The sequence below is a fragment of the Pontibacter mangrovi genome (genome assembly GCF_006385705.1).
GTDB lineage: Bacteria > Bacteroidota > Bacteroidia > Cytophagales > Hymenobacteraceae > Pontibacter > Pontibacter mangrovi.
In genome coordinates, this window is sequence record NZ_VFRQ01000007.1 from 54,086 (window position 1) to 75,872 (window position 21,787).

A 21,787-nucleotide genomic window follows, 5' to 3' on the forward strand; every position below is an offset into this window, starting at 1 on the left:
ATTAGTTCTGCTGCCCGGTAGTGTCCGCCGGCATGCCTGTTGTGTCCACCGGCTGCTCCATAAGGCTCGTGTCAGGCTGCTGCAGGTTCTGCGGCTGTGCCTGCTGCTGCGGCTTGCCATCCAGCTTCGCCAGTTTCTGCTTCGCCTCAGCCACAACCTCTTCGTTCGGTGCGTTCTCTATAATCGAGTTTAGCGTAGCGCGCGCCTGGAACATTTCATTCTGGGCAGCATACACATCGGCTATCAGCAGGAAGGTTTTGCCCAGCCAGAAATCATAGTTGCCGAACTTGTTGCTGAACTCAAAGGCATGGTCCAGCGCCTCCTGATATTTCTTCTGCTTATACTGCAGCTCAGAGACCAGGTAGTGCGCCTCCGCCCCGTGCACATCGCTGGCTGAGGTAACGGTCTCCTCCAGCTCCTTCTGCGCCTGCGCCAAGTTCCCTTGCGCCAGCGTAGACTTGGCACGGAAAAGGAGCGCTGAGTTATAGGCGTTCAGCGAGGCGTTGCCCTGGCTGATCAACTCATTCGCTACGCGTTTGGTAGCGGCATAATCATTGGTGCGGAAGTAGCTTTGCATCAGCCCAAGCAGAGCGGTCTGCTGCTCCTTGCGGTTCGTAGCCAGGTCGCGGAGGCGGCCATAGTACTTAATGGCCTCGGCGTAGTTCTGCGCCTCAAACTCCATGTCTGCTACGCGTTGGATAGCGCGATTCACAAACTCAGAGCGGTTTTCCTTCACCACCTGCTTCATCATCTCCACGCCTGCCTGTTTGTTATCGCTGCGCAGGTAAGAGTCTGCCAGGTAATAACGCGCATCAGGCACAAAGCTGCTGCTTGGGTAAGTTTTAACGTACGACTCCAGTTTGGCAGCGGCCTCTTTGTAGTTCTGGTTAAAGTATAGCGTCTTGGCTGCCTCAAACTCAATGCTTTCCAAAGCATCGCTTTCAGGGTTAGCCGATTTATACTTGTCTACATACTGATCGAATTCGCTGCTGCGGTTCTCCTGCCCCAGCACTTCCTGCAGGCTGTACAGCGCGCCGCTGGCCACCTTTGAATCCGGAAATTCTGATAGCACCCGCTGCTGGTCGGCAATGGCCAGGTCGTTCTGGCGTAGGTTGGAGTAGGCGATGCCGCGTTTCTGCAGGGCATTTGGCACCAGCCTGCTTTCCGGCATTCCGTCGATAAGGCGGGTAAAGCCTTGTACGGCGGCCTGGTAGTTGCCCGACTCAAAGTCGATAACGGCATACTGGTACAGGGCATCGTCGCGGAAGCGGGACTTTTCATAGTTGTTGAGCAGCTCGAGCAGCGCATCTTTGGCCTTCTGGTTCTGGTTCAGGATGCTCAGCACCACGCCTTTCTGGAACATGGCGTAGTCACGGTCCGGGGAGCTGCTGCCGATCACGCGCTCGTAAAGGCGCAGCGCCTCATTGTAGTTTTTGCTCACATAATAGGTGTCAGCCAGGCGAACCGTGGCATCGTTGTAATTCGGGTTGCTTGGCTGAGTGTTGTCCACAAAGGCCTTAAAGTGCGTCAAGGCTTTGTCGTACTGCTTGGTGTTAAAGTACGCATACCCAATGCCATAGCGCGACTTGATGTAGTAATCCTCTTTCGGGCTCGGCGCCGTGCGGAAAACGGCAGCGTAGCTGTTAATCGCATCGTTGTAGCGCTGCCCGATGGAGTAAGCCTCCCCTTTCACAAAGTGGCTGGCCGCCGTAACCTCCTTGTCGTACGGGTACTGCAGCGACTTATCGAGCATGGCCACTGCCTGCGGGAACTTGCTGTCGTTAAACAGGTTCACGCCATGGTAGTAGGTCACCCGCTGGTAGGTCTGCAGAATGCGCCAGCTTTTCTTCTCCATCGCCTCGATATGGCGGATAGCGGCCGCATAATCGTTGGAGCCAAAGTATGATTCGCTCAGCAAACGGTCGGCCTCTTCTGCCTCCTCCGAGTTCGGGAAATTCTTCGTGAAATCGGACAGCGAGTTGATCACCTCGCGGAAGTTGCCCAAGTCAAAATTCACCTGCGCATACTTGAGCGTGGCGGATTCTGTTACCTGCTTGTCCTGATCATTCTTGCGGGCCTGGTCGAAAGCCGTGAGCGCGAACTGCTTGTTATCATCTTTCAGGTAGCTCAGGCCCAGGTAATACGCAGCGTTCTGCCCCAGCGAGTCCTTTTTCAGGGCCACCGCCTTCAGGTTTGCAATGGCATTCTTGTAGTTGTTGTTCTTATAGTCGGTATAACCGATTTTATACTGTACCACAGGGTCCAGGGAGCGTTTGCCATCGGCGTACTGGCTAAAGTACTTTTCAGCGGTCTTATACTCCCCGCGCTGGTAGTAAGCGTCGCCTACCAGCAAGGCTATTTCATCTCGCTGCTGCACCTCCGGCTTTTGGGCCAGGGCCGCCTCACCGTAGCGGATCACCTCGTAAACATCGTTCTCCTTGTACAGGATCTCTGTGATCATGTAGGGCACAATGCGCGCGTAGGCTTCGTTTTTCTCCGCTATTTTCAGGTCCTCTTTGGCGGCGGCGTAATCGCCTTTGCGGTAAGCGATATAGCCGGCATAGTAGTTTGAGGCGTAGGCGAAGCGATGCTCATCTTCCCGGAAACCCGTTGTTTTGTTCTTGTCGAACCAGATCTTGGCGTTGTCGAAATCCTTGGTGGCGAAATAAGAGTAGCCCAGCTTAAACTCCAGCTCTTTGTTCTGCTTTATACTTAGCAGGTGTGTGGGCGCGTCTTTCAACAGCTCCACAGCCCTTTCATACTCCTTCTGCTCAAAGTAGTACAGGCCAAGCTCGTAGTTAGCCAGCGCGGTTTTGGGGTGGGTCGGGAACTTCTTGGCGAAGTTAAGCACCAGCTGCTCTGCATCCGGGTGCAGCAGGTATAAGCCGCTCAGGGCATAGTAGTAGTGGGCATCGGCCGACTTGGCATCGTTGCCGATCAGCTCGATATACTTTTTAAAAACCTCCTGCGCCGCGCCATACTTGGCCCGGTCAAATAGCTCGAGTCCCTCGTGAAAATATCGCTCCTCCGAGGTGAAGGCCTGCGTGTGCTGGGCCACCACCACATGCGAGCCGCCTGTAAGTACCGACGCTAGTGCTAGTTTGTAAGCTATCTTCATGTTTCCGTATAGGCCCCGCCGGGCCGTCTTTTGTTCAAAAGTAAAGAGGAAGTATAAATTAGCAGGCTTTACCTTGCTGCCCATACCCCCTCATCCAAAGTTAGTAATTTTTAGAAAGCAGCCACCCCCTTTGTTCATTTTATGTGCACAAACGCACAGATATGGCAGAACAACTATATAATGACCAAAATGCCCTAATATTGTATTGGGCCCTAAATTAGCTGCTCAGGAAGCCATGCTGCGCGGCACCGGGTGCAGCACCTTAAACACCAACTCCCGCAGAATATCGGCCTCGCTCATGTCGCCGCCGGAAATGCCTTTCACCTGCAAATCGGCCACCCGGATAAAGTGAATGATGTCCACGCAGCGCGGCAGCGGGTACACGCGCATGGCCTGCATGTAGTCCTTCATCTTCCAGGCCTGGTTGCCCAGGCTCTTCTTCAGGCCCGCCTCCGACTTATCGGCCTGCGTGTGCAGCGTCAGGATTTTGGTGAAGAAGGTAAATAGCATCGTCAGGTTTGGGATGAGCGGGTTATTCTTAGGGTTAGCCTCAAAATAATGGATGATGCGGTTGGCTTTGAGGGCATCGCGGGCGATGAGGGCCGCCTGCAGCTCAAAGATGTTATACTCCTTGCTAATCCCCACGTTTTCCTGCACCAGCCCCTCGTCTACGGTGGCCCCGGGCTTCAGGTTGATGAGCAGTTTGTCTATTTCATTGGCCAGACGCGAGAGGTCGGCACCGATGTACTCGCTCAGTAGCTGCACGGCAGGCTGCGTCGCCTTCATGCCTTTGCTTTTGAGGTAGCCGTTTATCCAGGCGGGCACCTGGTTGTCGTAGAGCTTTTTAGTAGTGAGCAGCACCGCGTGCTTCTGCACCGCCTTGGCCAGCGCCTTGCGTCCGTCCAGAGTTTTGTGCTTGTAGCAGAAAACAAGTATCGTGGACGGGAGCGGGTGCTGCAGGTAGGCTTCCAGTTGCCGCATGCCTTCCTCCTTCTCGATATCCGCTATACTTTGCGCCTCCTTCACTATCACCACCGACCTGTCCGACATCATCGGGAAGCGCTTGGCCTGCAGCAGCACCTGCGACACATCCACATCCTTTCCGTAGAGCACCACCTGGTTAAAGCCCTTCTCGTGCTCCTGCAGCGCGTGCTCCTCTATATAATCAGCAATGGTATCGACGTAATAGGACTCCTCCCCCTGCAGAAAGTATACAGGGGCAAACTGCCTTTGCTTGAGCTGCTCTAAAATGCCTTCGGGTGTCTGGGCCATGGTGCTGTGTGGGTGTTGGGATAAAAAAACAGGGCAATTCATATTGGCAGCCCCGCTCTTACAAATTTAAGGCATCCCCCCGAAACACAAAGTATAAAACCCGGAATAATGGCAGAACCGAAAAGCCGCCTCGTATGTTATACTTTACAGCCGCTGCCCCCGTTTGGCAAGTATGACTTTGGCAGGTTTAGTTTTCCCCTGATGATGTTTTCCCATAAAAGAGCGCGGCGCCGTAGCCGGTTTCCCCAAAAAGTGGCGTTTTGGGCTTTGATGATGCTCACGCTGGTTACCATGCTTTCGGCGGTAGCGCCGGAGAATGGCCTATCGCCTATTGTGCTGAAGACGGAGGCGCTGGCCTTTACGCCAAAAGAGTTTTATGTGGCCCGGGTGGTGGATGAGCGGGCAGATAAAAAAGCGGTCGCCCACATCATACCGGCCCCGGCTCCCGGCAAAGCCCCGGTTGCCACTGCCATACCTGTAGACCTGCAGGGCGGCGGCCTGCAGGCCGTGCAGCGCTTTATCAGCAAAGGCATCCCGGCCAACGAAAACCTGCGCCCCATCATCATCACGTTAAAAGAGTTTGTGCTAAAAGAATCTCCGGCAGAAAACGGGCGCGTGCAGGGACAGGCGGTAACTTCCATGAAGTTTGAGTTACAGGGCGAGGGCGAAGTTATACCTCTGACGGAATACAAAGGCGGCGTGCGCTACAACAGGCCAGCCAGCCAGGTGGAGGCGGTGGAGCCGGCGCTAAGGCAATCGCTGACGGGGGCGCTGGCCTGGTTTAACAAATGGATAGAAGAAAACGCCTCCACCAACCCGCGCCTGGCCAAAGGCATAAACGTGATTTTCACGGATTATACTTCCGCCTCCGCCGCTGATACGGTTTTCTACTCGCCTGACCGTCCGCTGAACTGGAACGATTTTACCGGCAGCCCTGCCAAGCCCAGTAAGTATGCGGCCGCTGTTTTTCCGGGTTTTGCCTACGGGGGCCGCAGCGAGGTGGTAAACGGCGAACTACAGATCATCCTTGACCTGAAAGTATACGTGCTGCAAAGCTCCTCCTGGGTAAAGCCCGACTCCCGCGACAACTACAGCCTGAACCACGAGCAGAAGCACTTTGATATTGCGAAGCTGGTGGCCGAGCGGTTTAAGCAGAAAATCACCCCTGCCATACTATCCGTGCAGGATTATAACAGCATCATACAGTACCACTGGATCGAGTCGTACCGGGAGATGAACCAGCTGCAGGAACAGTACGACAACGAAACGCAGCACGGCCTGAACAAGGTGGCGCAGGAGCAGTGGAACAAGAAGATTGCAGAAGAGTTGGGGAACTTGTGAATTTACGAGCGGGCTTCTTTCAGCAATTTCTTCAGTTCATCTAAATCATCAGCATAGCCTACTAACCTGCCTTGCCTGTTCACTACTATATAGGAAGGAACCTTTACTATGTAATAGCGCCTTTGGAATGAACCGCTGTTTGGCGCAATAAAAGACTTCACAGCAAGGGTAGCAAGTGCTTCAGCGGTTTCTTCTGCCGAACTATGCGTCACGATAATGGGCACCACTTCTTCTCTGTCACCCAGCTGGCTGATGAGGCTTTCAAACTGCGCTAGCAGTTGGAGGGTGGCAGCATTGAAGAAAGGCTCCCGCATATAAAGCTGAAAATTCAGCACAATCAGTTTGCCAGCCATCTTTTCAGACTCCAGCATTTCTCCATTCATCCCCTTCATCACGAACGGCGGAAACGCCTCCCCTTTCTTAGCACGCTTTGCTACGTCTATTCCCATAAACTCACCTCCTGTGTCGCTGCCTAAGACATAAGAGCTTGCCTCTCCATACTTGTCGATGTTCTCCGTGAGCGAAGTGTGGGGCTTATTTTTCGTCCGCTCCAGAAACTCTTCATATCTGATCTGTTTTCCCGTTGCCTCGTCGTAGATAATTGACTTTGGCCCTAAGGTTAAGGAGCGGCTCACACCGGCTTTTTGGGCAAAGCCAGGAGCAAGGGCCATAAGAAAGAGAAAAAGGAGTAGGTATGTTTTCATGTTTTGTGGTAAAGGTTTGTCTAAAACAACTTTAAATGTAGCGATACACGAATATAGTATAAATTTGATCATTCCGGCCCTTTCCTGCCTAACCTTCTCCCAATCTGCCAACTCTTTTTTATCTTTGCCCGGAACAGACGAACGAAGGTATAGATGAATCTTATTGAAGAACTGCGTTGGAGAGGCATGCTCCATGATTTCATGCCGGGTACAGAAGAACAATTGGCCTCCGGAATGACTTCCGGCTACATCGGCTTTGACCCCACGGCCAAATCGCTGCACATCGGCAACCTGGCCACCATTATGCTGCTGGTGCACCTGCAGCGCGCCGGCCATAAGCCGCTTGCCCTGGTGGGCGGCGCCACCGGCATGATCGGCGACCCATCGGGCAAATCGGCAGAGCGCAACCTGCTGGACGAGGCCACGCTGCGCGAGAACCAGGAAGGCATCCGCCAGCAGCTGGAGAAATTCCTCGACTTTAACTGCGGGGCCAACTCAGCCGAGATCGTGAACAACTACGACTGGTTCAAGAACCTCAACTACCTGGATTTCCTGCGCGAGGTGGGCAAGCACATCACCGTGAACTACATGATGAGCAAGGACTCTGTAAAGAAGCGCATCAACGCCGACGAGGAAGGCGACCGCGCCGAGGGCCTCTCCTACACCGAGTTTGCTTACCAGCTAATTCAGGGCTACGACTTCTATCATCTCTATAAAAACAAAGAAGTAAAACTGCAGATGGGCGCCTCCGACCAGTGGGGCAACATCACCACAGGCACCGAACTGATCCGGCGCATGGATGGCGGCAAAGCCTACGCCCTGGTAGGAAAGCTGGTGACCAAATCGGATGGCACAAAATTCGGCAAGTCTGAGGGCGGCAACGTATGGCTCGACCCGGCGCTTACCTCTCCTTACAAATTCTACCAGTTCTGGCTCAACCTGTCGGACGAGGAGGCGGAGAAGCTGATAAAGGTGTATACATTGCTCCCGCAAGATGAGATTGCACAGATTACCGAAGAGCACAAGGAAGCCCCGCACATGCGATTGCTGCAGAAAGCCCTGGCTAAAGATGTTACAATTCGGGTTCACTCCGAGGAAGATTATCTTGCTGCCGTAGATGCCTCTGAAATTTTATTCGGAAAAGGCGACTTCAATACCCTTAAGGGGCTAAAAGAGGATGTTTTGCTCTCTGTGTTTGAAGGCGTGCCACATATACAGGTGGCACAGGATGATTATGCAGGCGCAGCCACTGTAACGGATCTACTCTCTGACATTACCGGAGGCCAGGTGTTCGAGTCGAAGGGGGAGGCGCGCCGCATGATTAAGAACGGCGGCGTGAGCGTAAACCGCCAAAAGGTGCAGAGCGCGGATGAGGCTGTCGATTTTGAGCTGCTGCAGGGCAAGTACCTGGTGGTGCAGAAGGGTAAGAAGAACTACTACCTAATCTCAGTTAATTAACTGATTACCAAATAGAATACAACAAAAAAGGAGACCAAAACTGGCCTCCTTTTTTGTTGTATTCAGTCTGTCTGAAACTTATTTCTTGTCAGCAGTGCTGTTTTTCATGTCCTGAACTTCCTTGCGGATGTCCTGCGCCATGTTCTTCAGGTCCTGCATGCCTTTGCGTACGCGAGTACCAGCAGCGGCATTGCCTTTCTCATAGAACTTTTCGAAGTCACCTTCCAGAGACATAACTAAGTCCTTCAGTTTGCTAAAGTTGTTGTTCATTAGAGCAATTGTTATAGTGAAACATTTAATTTTGTAGCTCTAATATACACATTTGTTACAAACAAGCAAAGATTAGGCAATTTTAATATAAGCCTTTATGAGCCGTTAAGCCGTAACTGCGGGTGTAGAGTACAGTCCCTTGTCTAGCTTTTGTGCAATTTTCTCAAATGCGTTGATTGTTTCCTCCACGTCAGCCAGCGAGTGCGCGGCTGTCGGGATCAGGCGCAGCATGATCACATCCTTTGGAACCACCGGGTACACCACGATAGAGCAGAAGATGCTGAAGTTTTCGCGCAGGTCCAGCGTCAGCTGCGTAGCATCCGGAATCTGGCCGTTCAGGAACACAGGCGTCACCGGCGATTCAGTTGTACCAATGTTGAATCCTTTTTCGCGCAGCCCGCTCTGCAGGGCGTGTACTACCTCCCACAGCTTGTCTTTCAGCTCCGGCTTAGAGCGCAGCAGCTCCAGGCGTTTCAGGGCACCCACTACCAGCGGCATTGGCAGCGATTTGGCAAAGATCTGCGAACGCATGTTGTAGCGCAGGTACTCCACCACTTGCTCGTTAGATGCCACAAAGGCACCGATGCTGGCCATGGACTTGGCAAACGTTGAGAAGTATACGTCAATACCATCCTGCACGCCCAGGTGCTCTCCAGTACCGGCACCCGTAGCACCCATCGTACCGAAGCCGTGCGCATCATCCACGAACAGGCGGAAGTTGAATTTCTCCTTCAGGGCCACCACTTCGCGCAGCTTGCCTAGGTTACCGGACATACCAAACACACCCTCGGTAATCACCAGGATAGCACCGCCTGTGTTCTCCGCCCACTTAGTGGCGCGAACCAGCTGCTTCTCCAGGCTTTCCATGTCGTTGTGGCCATACACAAAGCGCTTGCCCTGGTGCAGACGCACACCGTCTATGATACAAGCATGAGACTCGGCGTCGTAAACAATCACATCGTGGCGATCAACCAAGGCATCTATAATTGAAAGCACCCCCTGATAACCGAAGTTCAGCAGCATGGCGTCATCCTTCTTCACAAATTCTGCCAGCTCAGACTCCAACTGCTCATGCAGGTTTGTATTACCAGACATAATGCGCGCGCCCATTGGCGTGGCCATCCCCCACTCTGCCGCGGCTTCAGCATCAGCTTTGCGCACTTCAGGGTGGTTTGCCAGGCCAAGGTAGTTGTTAAGGCTCCAGGTAAGTACCTCTTTGCCTCTGAACTTCATACGTGGAGCGATCTCACCCTCCAGCTTCGGAAATGTAAAATAACCGTGTGCGTAGTGCGAGTGGCTTCCTAGCGGGCCTCTGTTGGTCAACAACTTTTCAAATAAATCCACTTGTGTAATAATTAGGTTATCGGGATAATTTCTGATCTTTTTGTCATCGTGCCCTATAGCTTACAGTAAGGTACAATGCGGCACAAAGTTATGGTTTATTCATCTCATATACAATTGTTGCCCTATACAGTGATTCTCATTTTTAAAGGAGCATTTTTAACTTTGCCTCTAAAAGCGTTTCTTTGAAGTAAAATAAAGTAAAGCTTCTGCATGAGAAAAATCAACAAGATTCTGGTCGCCAACCGTGGTGAGATTGCGCTGCGCGTTATGAGGACCGCTAAGGAAATGGGTATCAAGACCGTAGCCGTTTACAGCGAAGCCGATCGTAACGCCCTGCATGTGCGTTTTGCAGATGAGGCTGTGTGCGTGGGCGGACCTAAGTCAAGCGAGTCATACCTGCGCGGCGACGTGATCATCCAGGTTTGCAAGGATCTTGGGGTGGACGCCATACACCCAGGCTATGGTTTCCTCTCGGAGAACGCTGGCTTTGCCAAGGCAGTGGAAGAGGCAGGGATTATCTTTATCGGCCCTTCTCCGGCAGCCATTGAACTGATGGGCAGCAAACTGGCGGCGAAGGCTGCCGTGGCCAAGTATAACATCCCGATGGTACCCGGCACCGAAGAAGCCATTACCGACGTGGAGGAGGCAAAGCAAATTGCCCAGCAGGTAGGCTTCCCCATTCTGATTAAAGCCAGCGCCGGCGGCGGAGGCAAAGGCATGCGCGTGGTGGAGCACGTGGGGCTGTTTGAAGAGCAGATGCAGCTGGCTGTGAGCGAGGCCACTTCAGCCTTTGGCGACGGCTCCGTGTTTATAGAGAAATACATCGGCTCACCACGCCACATCGAAATTCAGGTGCTAGGCGACACCCATGGTAATATTGTGCACCTTTTCGAGCGCGAGTGCTCTATCCAGCGCCGCCACCAGAAGGTGATCGAAGAAGCGCCTTCGGCCATCCTTACCCCTGCCCTGCGCGAGGAAATGGGCCGCAACGCCGTAAACGTAGCCAAGGCCTGCGATTATGTGGGAGCCGGCACGGTGGAGTTCCTGCTGGACGAGAACATGAATTTCTACTTCCTGGAAATGAACACCCGCCTGCAGGTAGAGCACCCAGTAACAGAGCAGATTACGGGCCTGGACCTGGTCAAAGAACAGATCCTTATCGCAGAAGGCAATGCCCTTAGCTTCCGACAGGAAGACCTTGAGATATACGGCCACGCGCTGGAGCTACGCGTTTATGCTGAAGACCCGGCCAACAACTTCCTCCCAGATATTGGCAAGCTCGAAACTTATAGAAGACCGCAAGGCCTGGGCGTGCGGGTGGACGATGGCTTTGAGCAAGGCATGGAAATCCCGATTTACTACGACCCGATGATCGCCAAACTGGTCACCTTTGGCAAAGACCGCCAGGAAGCCATTGACAAGATGCTGCGTGCCATCGAGGAGTATCAGATTACCGGTATCGAAACTACGCTTCCGTTTGGAGCTTATGTGCTACAGCACGAGGCCTTTGTAAGCGGCGACTTCGACACTAAGTTTATAGAGCGCCACTTCAGCCCGGAGGTGCTGGAAAGAAAGCCGGACGAAGGAGCCGACGAAGTGGCAGCTGCCTTGGCAGCCATGCTGATGAACAAGCAAAAACCCGCCACCGCTGATGCTGTGGCCTTAGCCTCAGAGAACAGCACCTCTAACTGGCGCAGAAACAGGACCAGATAAGTATAACGAAAGTATAAAGTATGAATCCCCTGGATCAGAAGTATACGCCTCTGGTTCAGGGGATTTTCTTTTGGGCCATAGGTTTAGCGCGAGCATAACTTATGGCTTATACAAACATCTGTTGTTCCAAGCGCATTGAAATTTTTAAACCGGTAGGCTAATTCCCCTCCTTGGGGGGTTAGGGGTGGGTTTAGGCTGGAGGCAAATTGTATACTGAACCAGGGCGCGCTATTCATTTGATAATGGTATTATTACCGCAGCAGTTAGAACTACTTTGCTTCGAAGAAGCAAAGGGCAACAATGCCTTTCGCTATAGTTTATACTTTGTATAAAGTTATAAAGTATAAATACTTTCAAATTTATACTTTTCTGCCTGGGCAGAAAGCAAGTTACAAACCTGCCTCATGCTTTGCCACAAGTTACGCTGTCGCTAAACTTGCGGCAGCAGGCCTGCAACGTATAAAAACAAAAAGGGCTTAGCATGTCGCTAAGCCCTTCTGTATTATATCTGAAAGTAAATTACTTTACTTTATCAACGATAGCTTTGAAAGCCTCTGGGTGGTTCATCGCCAGGTCAGCAAGTACTTTGCGGTTCAGGTCGATGTTCGCCTTCTTCAGGCCGCCCATCAGCACAGAGTAAGACAAGCCGTGCTCGCGGGCACCGGCGTTGATACGCTGGATCCACAGCGCTCTGAAGTCTCTCTTCTTAGCTTTTCTGTCGCGGTAAGCATACAGCAAACCTTTTTCTACCGCGTTTTTCGCAACTGTCCAAACGTTCTTGCGACGGCCAAAGTAACCTTTGGCCATTTTCATTACTTTTTTTCTTCTGTGTCGTGCTGCTACGACATTTACCGATCTAGGCATTTTGTTTAAAGTTTTGGCGGCTGGTGATTATGATAAATCTTTTAAAGACCAGACACCGGGTTCGTACTAATAATTAACCTACACTAATTCTATCGCAGAATTAGATTTTCAGCATGAATTTAACGTTTGCCTCGTCAGCTTTGCTAACTAGGCCGATGTGAGTCAAATTACGCTTCTGCTTTGTCGTCTTCTTGGTCAGGATGTGGCTTTTGTAAGCGTGCTTACGCTTGATCTTGCCAGTGCCTGTCAAAGAAAAACGCTTCTTTGCACCAGACTTGGTTTTTACTTTTGGCATGAGTATATAATTAATTGAAAAAATTACTTTTTCACAGGAGCGTTTTTCGGAGCCAGAATCAGGAACATGCGCTTTCCTTCCAGCTTTGGCAACTGCTCAACTTTTGCTAAATCCTCCAGCGCCTGCGCAAACTTCAGCAACAGGATCTCGCCGCGCTCTTTAAATACGATTGACCTGCCCACGAAGTGCACGTAAGACTTGATCTTGTAACCACTCTCCAGGAAGCCTTTGGCGTGCTTCAGCTTAAACTCAAAGTCGTGGTCGTCGGTGTTCGGACCGAAGCGGATCTCCTTGATCACAACTTTCTGCTGCTTTGCCTTCATCTCCCTGGTCTTCTTCTTCTGTTCGTACTTGAACTTAGAATAATCGATGATGCGGCATACAGGTGGATTGGCTGTAGGCGAAATCTCAACCAAGTCAAGATTTTGCTCATTCGCTATCTTTTGAGCATCTCTGGTTGAGAACACTCCTTGCTCAACATTGTCACCAACCAACCGGACTTCTCTGGCAGTTATTTTTTCATTGACTTTGTATGGCTCCTCCACCTTTCCGCGTGGGATGTAGCGCCTGTTCTGCGTAGCTATAGTTGTACCTCCTTAATTTAAATTCTACAATTAGGTTGCGAATATCGCAAATTATCTATCAAAAAAGAAATTTCTCCTTTAATTGTTCAGCATTTCAGCGATTTTGCCCTGAAAGTATGTGCTGAACTCCTCGATCGCCATGGAACCCAGGTCGCCTTCGCCGTGCTTTCTAACAGACACCGCGCCGTTCTCCTGCTCCTTCTCCCCCACGATCAGCATATAAGGCACCTTACGCACCTCCGCGTCGCGTATCTTGCGGCCAATTTTCTCGTCACGGTTATCCACGTAGCCCCTGATGTCGTCCTGCTGCAGGCGATCGTATACCTGCTGGGCATATTCATGGTACTTCTCAGAGATCGGAAGTATGGCAATCTGCTCCGGGCTCAGCCACAGTGGGAAGTTACCGCCGCAGTGCTCGATCAGCACCGCCACGAAACGTTCCAGCGAGCCAAACGGCGCACGGTGGATCATAACCGGCCGATGTTTCTGGTTATCAGCACCAATGTATTCCAGCTGGAACCTTTCTGGTAAGTTATAATCAACCTGAATAGTTCCCAGCTGCCACTTACGGCCAAGGGCATCCTTCACCATAAAGTCGAGCTTAGGTCCGTAAAACGCAGCTTCTCCCAGTTCGGTTACAGTGCGAAGGCCTTTCTCTTCTGCAGCCTCTATAATAGCGCTCTCGGCTTTCTCCCATACTTCGTCCGTGCCGATGTACTTGGATTTGTTCTCCGGGTCGCGGAGCGAGATCTGGGCGGTATAGTCATCAAAGCCAAGCGCCTTAAATACATACAGCACCAGGTCGATCACCTTGATGAACTCCTCCTTCACCTGATCGGGGCGGCAGAAGATGTGCGCATCGTCCTGGGTAAAGCCACGCACGCGGGTCAGGCCGTGCAGCTCGCCGCTCTGCTCGTAGCGGTATACGGTGCCAAACTCTGCAAACCGCACCGGCAGCTCCTTATAAGAGCGCGGACGAGACTTATAGATCTCGCAGTGGTGCGGGCAGTTCATCGGCTTCAGCAGGAACTCCTCGTTCTCATTGGGTGTCTTGATCGGCTGGAAAGAGTCTGCGCCATACTTTTCGTAGTGGCCTGAGGTAACATAAAGCTCTTTGCTGCCGATATGCGGCGTCACCACCGGCTGATACCCGGCTTTTACCTGCGCTCTGCGCATAAACTGCTCCAAGCGCTCGCGCAGCAGGGTACCTTTTGGCAACCACAGCGGCAGCCCCATGCCTACCTTCTCAGAGAAAGTGAACAGCTCCAGCTCCTTACCCAGCTTGCGGTGGTCGCGCTTCTTGGCTTCCTCCAGGCGCTCCAGGTACTCTGTCAGCTCCTTCTGCTTCGGAAAAGTGACGCCGTAGATACGGGTCAGCTGCTTGTTCTTTTCGTCGCCGCGCCAGTAAGCGCCGGCAATGTTCATGATCTTGGCCGCCTTGATAAAGCCTGTGTTCGGGATGTGCGGCCCACGGCAAAGGTCTACGAAATTACCCTGCTCATAAAATGTGATAGAACCGTCCTCCAAGTCTTTAATCAGGTCCAGTTTATACTCGTCGCCCTTCTCGGTAAAGTATGCAACAGCGTCAGCTTTGGAAACCTCGCTGCGCTTATACTCGTTTTTCTGGCGGGCCAGCTCCAGCATTTTCTGCTCCAGCTTCGCAATGTCTTCCTGCGAAAGGTGGTGCTCCCCCAGATCCACGTCGTAATAAAAGCCGTTCTCCACCGGAGGCCCTATACCGAATTTCACATCCGGATACAGGTCTTCCAAAGCTTCCGCCAGCAGGTGGGCAGAAGAGTGCCAGAAGGTGTTTTTGCCTTCCTCATCGTTCCAGGTGAGCAGTTGCACCGTGGCGTCCTCGCTGATAGGGCGCGTTGCATCCCATATCGTTCCGTTTACTTTGGCAGCAAGCACATTTCGGGCTAAGCCTTCGCTAATGCTCTGGGCGATCTCAAGGCTGGAAACGCCGCTTTCGTACTGGCGCACCGAACCGTCTGGCAGTGTGATGTTGATCATAGTTGTTTATCTTTCTATCTGTTCCTGTAGGCGTACAGCTGCACTATCAGGCATTGGTCTTGCAATTCTATACTTTAACCGTGCGACGGCCCGTTTGGCATATACTGCAGTTGGGTCTTTTGCCAGCAGGAGCTGGTAGGTTTCCATCGCTTTCGAGTAAAGGCCGTTCCGCTCGTAGGCGCTGGCTAGTCTGGCCAGGTAATCCGGATCAGAACGGTATGGTTTGTAAATTTTCTCCAGCCGCTCCAGCGCCTCTTCGTTGTTTCCCTGCCCTAGTTCAAAAACGGCAAGTTTAAACTGAGCCCCTGAAAGCGTATCGTTTATACTTACCGCCTTCCGGTAGGCAAGTATGGCGCTATCCTGTTTCTGCACCGCCTCATAAATCCTGCCCTGGGTAAGCCAAAGCTTGGCATCATTCTTGGCTTTCGCCTTGGATTTCAACAGGTATGCCGTTGCCTGCTCAAGGTCTCCTTTACTAACCATGATAGCTGCCAGCTCGCGCTGCGGCTCCATAAAATCCGGGTCCTGCTCCAGGGCCAACCGGAAATTATGAACTGCCTTAGCGGTGTCCCCGGTTTCTTCCCACACCCGCCCTTTGTAATAAAAGGCAAACTCGTTGTAGGGCGACAGTTCCTGTGCCTTATCCAGCTGCTCCAGCGACTTTTTATACTCTTTTTGCTCTAAGTACAGCTCTCCCAGCAGCACATACAAGGGCGCGCTCTGAAATGAGTTGCGCTCTGCTGCCAGCGCCAGCGGCATGGCTTCTTCGGTTTTCCCCATGGCCCGCAGTACCTGTGCTTTCACGAACAAACTGGAGGGCTGCTTTTTTGTGAGCGCTACCGCCCGGTCCGCATCCTCAAGTGCCTGCTCCAACTCCCCTTTCCGCAACAGCACAACAGCGCGCCGGGCATACAAACTGCCGTCGCGCTCAGAGTTCTCGATGGCGGCATTCAGGTTCCGCAGTTGCGACGCGGGGTCATCCTTCACCTCAGCCAGGTTCACCATCTGCTCGTGGTCACCTTCGTCCAGCGTGCAGCCAGCCAAAGATACCGACAAGCCCAACAGCAACATCCCTAAAATTCGCATTCTTACCGGCTCTTTATACTTTCTCAGGCGCATTTATACTTGTCTGCGCTAAATTAAGACATTTTAACCAAATAGAAACACCCGCAGCGCTCTTACCGCCGGCTATAAAAAACAAAAGCCTGCTACCTAAAAGGAAGCAGGCTCTATCATCGGTTTCTATTTTAAATTTTCTGTTGCTCCTGCAACATCATATTGCACCGCCTGCTTAGCTCAAGTTCGTCCTGGGTTCGAAGCGAAAGCGAAAGGGCCTTGTGCAAGGTATCGATGCAGGCTGTCGTGTTTTTCATTTCTTTGTACACGCAGGCTAGGTCATAATAATAGCTAATATTGCCCGGAGCATAGGAAACGGCTTTTTCGATAGCCTCTGCCGCTTTTTGGTTTGTAGCCTCTTCCGCTACGCCTCCAAAAATCATTTTGCAGGCTGCTCGCTCGGCAAAGTTCAGGTTCGCCATCTTGAAGTACCACCGCCCCAGCACATGCCAGGCGCCAGCATGGTGACTGTCGGCTTGCAAGGCTGCGTCCACATAAGGCTTCATCTGATGTATGTTTCTCAGACGCTCTTTGGGGCCGGACACCATCGCTTTCGCGCCCAGAGCTACAGCCATCGCATAGTTCGATTCAGCGTTCTTCGGCTGCAAAGTATAAGCACTTTGGGCATAAGCTGCGGCTTTGTTAAAATGCTCCAGCTTTCGCGTCTCATCCGAAAAGCGGTCGCCGATGCGGCTGTGCAAAATGCTCGCCTTGCAAAGTGCCTCAAAATTATCGGGAGAGGCAACGATCACCTGCTCATACAACTTCAGCGCCTCGCTGTCTTTGTAGCTGTTCAGAAGCTCTTCTGCCCGTTTCATCAGCTCGGTATTCCCGACTACAGGATTGTCTGATGCCCAGGCTGGCACCGGATTACCCCCGCAAAGGAGAAAACCTACCACACAAACGATACAGAATCTTTTCATACTTATTTTCAACTCCTTTAACCTAGCAAGATTCAGCGATTATCGCAAGGCATCAGGAGAGAAAATCTTAAAAAAGATCGAGTTGCTTCTTCTCCTTCAGTGCCCTTTTTGCCTCTTCAGTGTCTACGTCTATTTCTACGGCCTCCAGTGCCATAGGTTGAGAACCGCTAACCTTGGCAGCTTCCTCAGCCAGCTCTTTCAGCTGCGAGGGGACCGCCACCGGCTCCTTTCGCTGCGAGCGCTTTGCCTTTGGCTTTTCCTCCTCAGGCTGCTCTACCTCCGACATTCTCGGCACATCAACCTCAAATATTTTATAATAGTTCAGCTTGTTACCAAGCGCTTTCCACCCTTTCACATCAATAAACTCGTTCAGCAGCAGCTTCTCTGACTCCCGCTCACCTCTAATAGAGCGCTTGAACTTGATGCTTGCCAGCGGCTCGGGATGCGTGGAAACCGCTTCCAGCCTGGAGTTCTTTGTTTCCGGGATAAAGGCGAAGCGCTTGCCCACGGTTGTCGTTTCTACCTTGAAGCGCTTTACATAGTATATTTTGTTCTCGCCCTCGTAATAGATAGCCGAAATAACCAGCTCCGGGTCATACTTTTGCAGCACCTTCAGCTTCTCCACAGTATAGTGGTTGGCCAGGTCAAACGAGGTCAACTCGTAAGTGCCGTCTTCGTAAACCGCCAGAATCGTGTCGTCTGTGTTGAAGGAACCAAGGTAACGGCCACGGCCTTCGGTGTTTAAACGTCCGATCACCTCATCGTAGTATACTTCACGGCCACCCAGCGTAGACTCACCCAAACTCTTCTGCACCACCTTCTTCACCGGGTACTTCGTCACGATGTTGCCGTTAGAGCCTTTGCCTTTGATCATCAGCTCGGCAAAATCAAAGTCGAAGGTTTTGTTTCTGGCCGATGCGTTTGGTGAAAGCGTCACGGTTACCACCTCCGACTCGGAGTTCGGGTTGGCCGTCAGGTAATGTACTTTCGAGCCTTTGTTGCCCTTGGTCAGGTCATACTCCTTGTCGCGGGTGATGGATTTGACAGAGAAACGCTTGGCGTACGATACACCCGACTTGCCATCCAGATAGATCATGTTGTAGACCATGTGCTCGTCGTTCTTATTATACACACCGGCAAGTATGATGTCTTTGCCCACAAAGGTTTTCTCCGCCACCTTCGTCACCATGAACTTACCATCTTTGCGGAACACGATGATGTCGTCCATGTCGGAGCAGTCGCACACAAAGTCGTCCTTGCGCAGGCTGGTTCCGATAAAGCCGTCCTTGGCGTTCATGTAGAGCTTTTGGTTAGCGATGGCCACATTCTGGGCGTTGATCACATCAAAGGTTTTCACCTGCGTACGGCGGTCTTTGCCCTGGCCATACTTCTTCAGCAAGCCCTCAAAGTATGAAATCGCGTAGCGGATCAGGTTAGCCAGGTTATCGTCTACCTCAGCCATCTCCTCCTCCAGCTTCTTGATATACTCATCCGCTTTAAAGGAGTCATACTTGGAGATGCGCTTGATCTTGATCTCGGTCAGGCGAATGATGTCCTCCTCGGTCACCTGGCGGCGCAGCAGGTGCTTGTATGGGTCCAAGCCGGTATCAATGGCATTCAGCACCGCTTCCCACGTCTCACACTCCTCAATGTCGCGGTAAATGCGGTTCTCAATAAAGATCTTCTCCAGCGACGAGTAGTGCCACTTGTCCTCCAGTTCACCTTTGCGAATCTCCAGCTCGCGCTTCAGCAGGTCCACTGTCTTGAAAGTGGAAATGCGCAGCAGTTCGTTCACATCCAGGAAGTGCGGCTTCTCGTTGATGATCACACAGGCGTTCGGAGAGATCGACACCTCGCAGTCGGTGAAGGCATAAAGGGCATCCATCGTCAGGTCCGGTGAAACACCCGGCGGCAACTGCACCTGTATCTCTACATCGGCAGCTGTATTGTCGATCACCTTCTTGATCTTGATCTTGTTGTTCTCGCTAGCCTTCACGATCGACTCCATCAAACCGGTAGTGGTCGTACCGTAAGGCACGTCACGGATGATGAGCATGGTCTTGTCCACCTTCTCGATCGTGGCACGCACGCGGATCTTTCCTCCTCGCTGGCCGCCGTTATAGTTCGTCACGTCAATCTGACCACCCGTCAGAAAGTCTGGCAACAGATTGGTGCTACGGCCTTTGAGCACATCAATAGAGGCTTTGATCAGCTCCTTGAAGTTGTGCGGCATGATCTTCGTGGACAGGCCTACGGCGATACCTTCCACGCCCTGCGCCAGCAGAAGCGGAAATTTCACCGGTAGTGTCACCGGCTCGTTCTTACGGCCGTCGTAGCTCAGCTGCCACTGCGTGGTCTGCGGATTAAACACCACATCCAAGGCAAACTTAGACAGGCGCGCCTCAATATATCGCGGTGCCGCCGCACTGTCGCCGGTACGCACATCGCCCCAGTTACCCTGCGTCTCGATCAGCAGGTCTTTCTGCCCCAGGTTCACCATGGCGTCGCCAATAGAGGCATCCCCGTGCGGGTGGTACTGCATGGTTTGGCCGATCACGTTGGCCACCTTGTTAAAGCGGCCGTCGTCCATCTCGCGCATGGCGTGCAGGATGCGGCGCTGCACCGGCTTCAAACCATCCTCGATGGCGGGCACCGCACGCTCCAAAATCACGTAAGAAGCATAGTCGAGGAACCAGTTTTCGTATAGTCCGGAAACAGGCGTTACGTTATGGATGACTTCTTCCTCCCCATCCGTAAATTCTACCTCCAGCTCTTCGTTATGCTCTAATTCTTCGTTGTTCAGCTCGTCGTTATGCATATACTTCTTCAACTATGTCTTTTTCAATCTTCAGGTTCTCGATGATGAACTGCTGACGGTCAGGCGTGTTTTTGCCCATGTAGTAGCTCAGCATCTTCTGTATCGTGGTATCCTTCTGCAGGATCACCGGCTTCAGTTTGATGTTGTCGCCGATAAACTTGCCGAACTCGTCCGGTGAGATCTCTCCTAAGCCCTTAAAGCGGGTGATCTCGGGCTTCTTGCCCAGTTTGTTAATCGCCTCCTGCTTCTCGGTTTCGTTGTAGCAGTAGATCGTTTCTTTCTTGTTGCGCACCCGGAAAAGCGGCGTCTCCAGGATGTACACATGGCCGTTGCGCACCAGGTCCGGGAAGAACTGGAGGAAGAAGGTGAGCAGCAGAAGGCGGATGTGCATGCCGTCCACGTCGGCATCCGTGGCGATGACCACGCGGTTGTAACGCAGCCCCTCCAGCCCCTCTTCTATGTTCAGGGCGTGCTGCAACAGGTTAAACTCCTCGTTCTCATACACCACCTTCTTCTTCATGCCGAAGCAGTTTAGCGGCTTACCTCTTAAGCTGAACACCGCCTCCACATCCACGTTCCTGGATTTCGTGATCGAGCCGCTGGCCGAGTCGCCCTCGGTGATGAACAGCGTGGAAAGTATAGAGTTCTCGTGCTTGTCCTCGTTGAAGTGCAGGCGGCAGTCGCGCAGCTTGCGGTTGTGCAGGTTGGCTTTTTTAGCGCGCTGATTCGCCAGCTTTTTCACGCCGGCCATGTCCTTGCGCTCGCGCTCGCTCTGTTCAATGCGCTTCTTCAGCGCCTCGGCCGTGGCCGGGTTCTTGTGCAGGTAGTTGTCCAGGTGCTCGCGCACAAAGTCGTTAATGTAGGCACGCACGGCTGGACCGTCCGGTCCCATCTCAATAGAGCCCAGTTTTGTCTTTGTCTGCGACTCAAACACCGGCTCCTGCACACGGATAGAGATAGCACCGATAATGGAGCCGCGGATATCCGCCGCGTCGTAGTCTTTCTTATAGAAATCACGCACGGTCTTCACCACCGCCTCGCGGAAGGCCGCCAAATGCGTACCGCCCATAGTGGTATACTGGCCGTTCACGAAGGAATAGTACTCTTCGCCATAGTCGTTGCCATGGGTCATGGCCAGCTCAATGTCCTCTCCTTTCAGGTGGATGATCGGGTAGCGCATGCTCTCCTCGTCGGCTTTGTTGCGCAGCAGGTCAAGCAGGCCGTTTTCGGAGTAGAATTTCTTCCCGTTGAAGTTGATGGTGAGGCCGGCATTCAAGTATACATAGTTCCAGATCTGGTTCTCCAGGTAATCCGGGTTGAACTTATAGTGCTTGAAAATGGTGTCGTCTGGCGTAAAGGTGGTGAGCGTGCCGTTGCGCTGGCTCGACTCCTGCACGTCAAAATCCTCAGTGAGCACCCCTTTCTCAAACTCAGCGGCCTTCATCTTGCCGTCGCGCACCGACTGAATGCGGAAGTGGCTGGAAAGGGCGTTCACCGCCTTCGTACCCACCCCGTTCAGACCTACCGACTTCTGGAAAGCTTTGCTGTCGTACTTACCGCCCGTGTTTATCTTGCTCACGCAGTCGATCACCTTGCCCAGCGGAATGCCGCGGCCATAGTCGCGCACCTGCACCTTGTGGTCGGAGATCTTCACCTCAATGGTCTTTCCGAAGCCCATCACGTGCTCGTCAATGGAGTTGTCGATCACCTCCTTCACCAAAATGTAAATACCGTCGTCAGCCGAAGAGCCATCGCCCAGTTTACCGATGTACATACCGGGGCGCAACCTGATGTGCTCGCGCGGCTCCAGGGAGCGGATACTGTCTTCGTTATAGTTATGGTCTAACTCTGCCATGCTGTAAGCGTAAGTGTAGTTGATTAGGTAATTCGATCCGAAATATAGGAAAATATAAAAGACAAGAAGCTAGTGATAAGTTCCTGCCAGATGCTA

General features: G+C 52.3%; 16 protein-coding genes. 3 read left to right on the top strand and 13 right to left on the bottom strand.

Annotated elements, in window-relative coordinates:
- Position 1 precedes the first annotated feature (1 nt).
- Positions 2-3,118 (bottom strand): tetratricopeptide repeat protein, encoded by a 3,117-nt coding sequence (locus FJM65_RS13755; RefSeq protein WP_140622127.1) that lies wholly within the window; start codon positions 3,116-3,118, stop codon positions 2-4.
- A gap of 225 nt (positions 3,119-3,343) precedes the next feature.
- Positions 3,344-4,390: a DNA polymerase III subunit delta gene (gene holA / locus FJM65_RS13760; protein WP_140622128.1), complete on the bottom strand. Its 1,047-nt coding sequence runs from the start codon at positions 4,388-4,390 to the stop codon at positions 3,344-3,346.
- 108 nt (positions 4,391-4,498) lie between these two features.
- Here holA and FJM65_RS13765 point away from each other — a divergent pair, with 108 nt between their 5' ends.
- Positions 4,499-5,731, top strand: coding sequence for a hypothetical protein (locus tag FJM65_RS13765; RefSeq protein ID WP_239022956.1), 1,233 nt, complete (start codon positions 4,499-4,501; stop codon positions 5,729-5,731).
- 2 nt (positions 5,732-5,733) lie between these two features.
- Here the strand turns inward: FJM65_RS13765 and FJM65_RS13770 are convergent, their stop codons facing one another.
- Complete coding sequence (locus FJM65_RS13770; RefSeq protein WP_181163719.1) at positions 5,734-6,630, bottom strand: TlpA family protein disulfide reductase; 897 nt, start codon at positions 6,628-6,630, stop codon at positions 5,734-5,736.
- Here FJM65_RS13770 and tyrS point away from each other — a divergent pair.
- The gene (gene tyrS / locus FJM65_RS13775; RefSeq protein WP_140622130.1) at positions 6,589-7,893 is read left to right on the top strand and encodes a tyrosine--tRNA ligase; all 1,305 of its coding nucleotides are present in this window, start codon (positions 6,589-6,591) and stop codon (positions 7,891-7,893) included. The two genes, FJM65_RS13770 and tyrS, sit on opposite strands and share 42 nt — an antisense overlap.
- 78 nt (positions 7,894-7,971) lie before the next feature.
- Here tyrS and FJM65_RS13780 read toward each other — a convergent pair whose 3' ends face one another.
- A complete protein-coding gene (locus tag FJM65_RS13780) occupies positions 7,972-8,163 on the bottom strand; it encodes a histone H1 (RefSeq protein WP_140622131.1) in 192 nt (63 codons plus the stop codon).
- A 105-nt stretch (positions 8,164-8,268) separates the two neighbouring features.
- Positions 8,269-9,507, bottom strand: coding sequence for an aminotransferase class I/II-fold pyridoxal phosphate-dependent enzyme (locus FJM65_RS13785; protein WP_140622132.1), 1,239 nt, complete (start codon positions 9,505-9,507; stop codon positions 8,269-8,271).
- A gap of 210 nt (positions 9,508-9,717) precedes the next feature.
- On the opposite strand from FJM65_RS13785, the gene accC reads away from it, so the two are divergent.
- Complete coding sequence (gene accC, locus FJM65_RS13790; protein ID WP_140622133.1) at positions 9,718-11,220, top strand: acetyl-CoA carboxylase biotin carboxylase subunit; 1,503 nt, start codon at positions 9,718-9,720, stop codon at positions 11,218-11,220.
- A gap of 519 nt (positions 11,221-11,739) precedes the next feature.
- Here accC and rplT read toward each other — a convergent pair.
- The 8 genes from rplT to FJM65_RS13830 all read right to left on the bottom strand — a co-directional run bounded on the left by rplT (position 11,740) and on the right by FJM65_RS13830 (position 21,691).
- Positions 11,740-12,084, bottom strand: coding sequence for a 50S ribosomal protein L20 (rplT, locus tag FJM65_RS13795; RefSeq protein ID WP_140622134.1), 345 nt, complete (start codon positions 12,082-12,084; stop codon positions 11,740-11,742).
- A 100-nt stretch (positions 12,085-12,184) separates the two neighbouring features.
- Complete coding sequence (gene rpmI / locus FJM65_RS13800) at positions 12,185-12,379, bottom strand: 50S ribosomal protein L35 (RefSeq protein ID WP_025605954.1); 195 nt, start codon at positions 12,377-12,379, stop codon at positions 12,185-12,187.
- A 23-nt stretch (positions 12,380-12,402) separates the two neighbouring features.
- Positions 12,403-12,924, bottom strand: coding sequence for a translation initiation factor IF-3 (gene infC / locus FJM65_RS13805; protein WP_140622135.1), 522 nt, complete (start codon positions 12,922-12,924; stop codon positions 12,403-12,405).
- A gap of 117 nt (positions 12,925-13,041) precedes the next feature.
- Positions 13,042-14,979 carry a threonine--tRNA ligase gene (gene thrS, locus FJM65_RS13810; protein ID WP_140622136.1) on the bottom strand — a complete coding sequence of 646 codons (1,938 nt, stop codon included), beginning with the start codon at positions 14,977-14,979 and terminating at the stop codon, positions 13,042-13,044.
- Between the two features lie 6 nt (positions 14,980-14,985).
- The gene (locus tag FJM65_RS13815) at positions 14,986-16,065 is read right to left on the bottom strand and encodes a tetratricopeptide repeat protein (protein ID WP_181163720.1); all 1,080 of its coding nucleotides are present in this window, start codon (positions 16,063-16,065) and stop codon (positions 14,986-14,988) included.
- Positions 16,066-16,226: 161 nt separating this feature from the next.
- A complete protein-coding gene (locus FJM65_RS13820) occupies positions 16,227-17,018 on the bottom strand; it encodes a tetratricopeptide repeat protein (protein WP_239022957.1) in 792 nt (263 codons plus the stop codon).
- Between the two features lie 67 nt (positions 17,019-17,085).
- Positions 17,086-19,836 (bottom strand): DNA gyrase/topoisomerase IV subunit A, encoded by a 2,751-nt coding sequence (locus FJM65_RS13825; RefSeq protein ID WP_140622138.1) that lies wholly within the window; start codon positions 19,834-19,836, stop codon positions 17,086-17,088.
- Positions 19,829-21,691, bottom strand: coding sequence for a DNA topoisomerase IV subunit B (locus FJM65_RS13830; protein WP_140622139.1), 1,863 nt, complete (start codon positions 21,689-21,691; stop codon positions 19,829-19,831). Before FJM65_RS13830 ends, FJM65_RS13825 begins: the two co-directional genes overlap by 8 nt.
- Between the last annotated feature and the right edge of the window lie 96 nt (positions 21,692-21,787).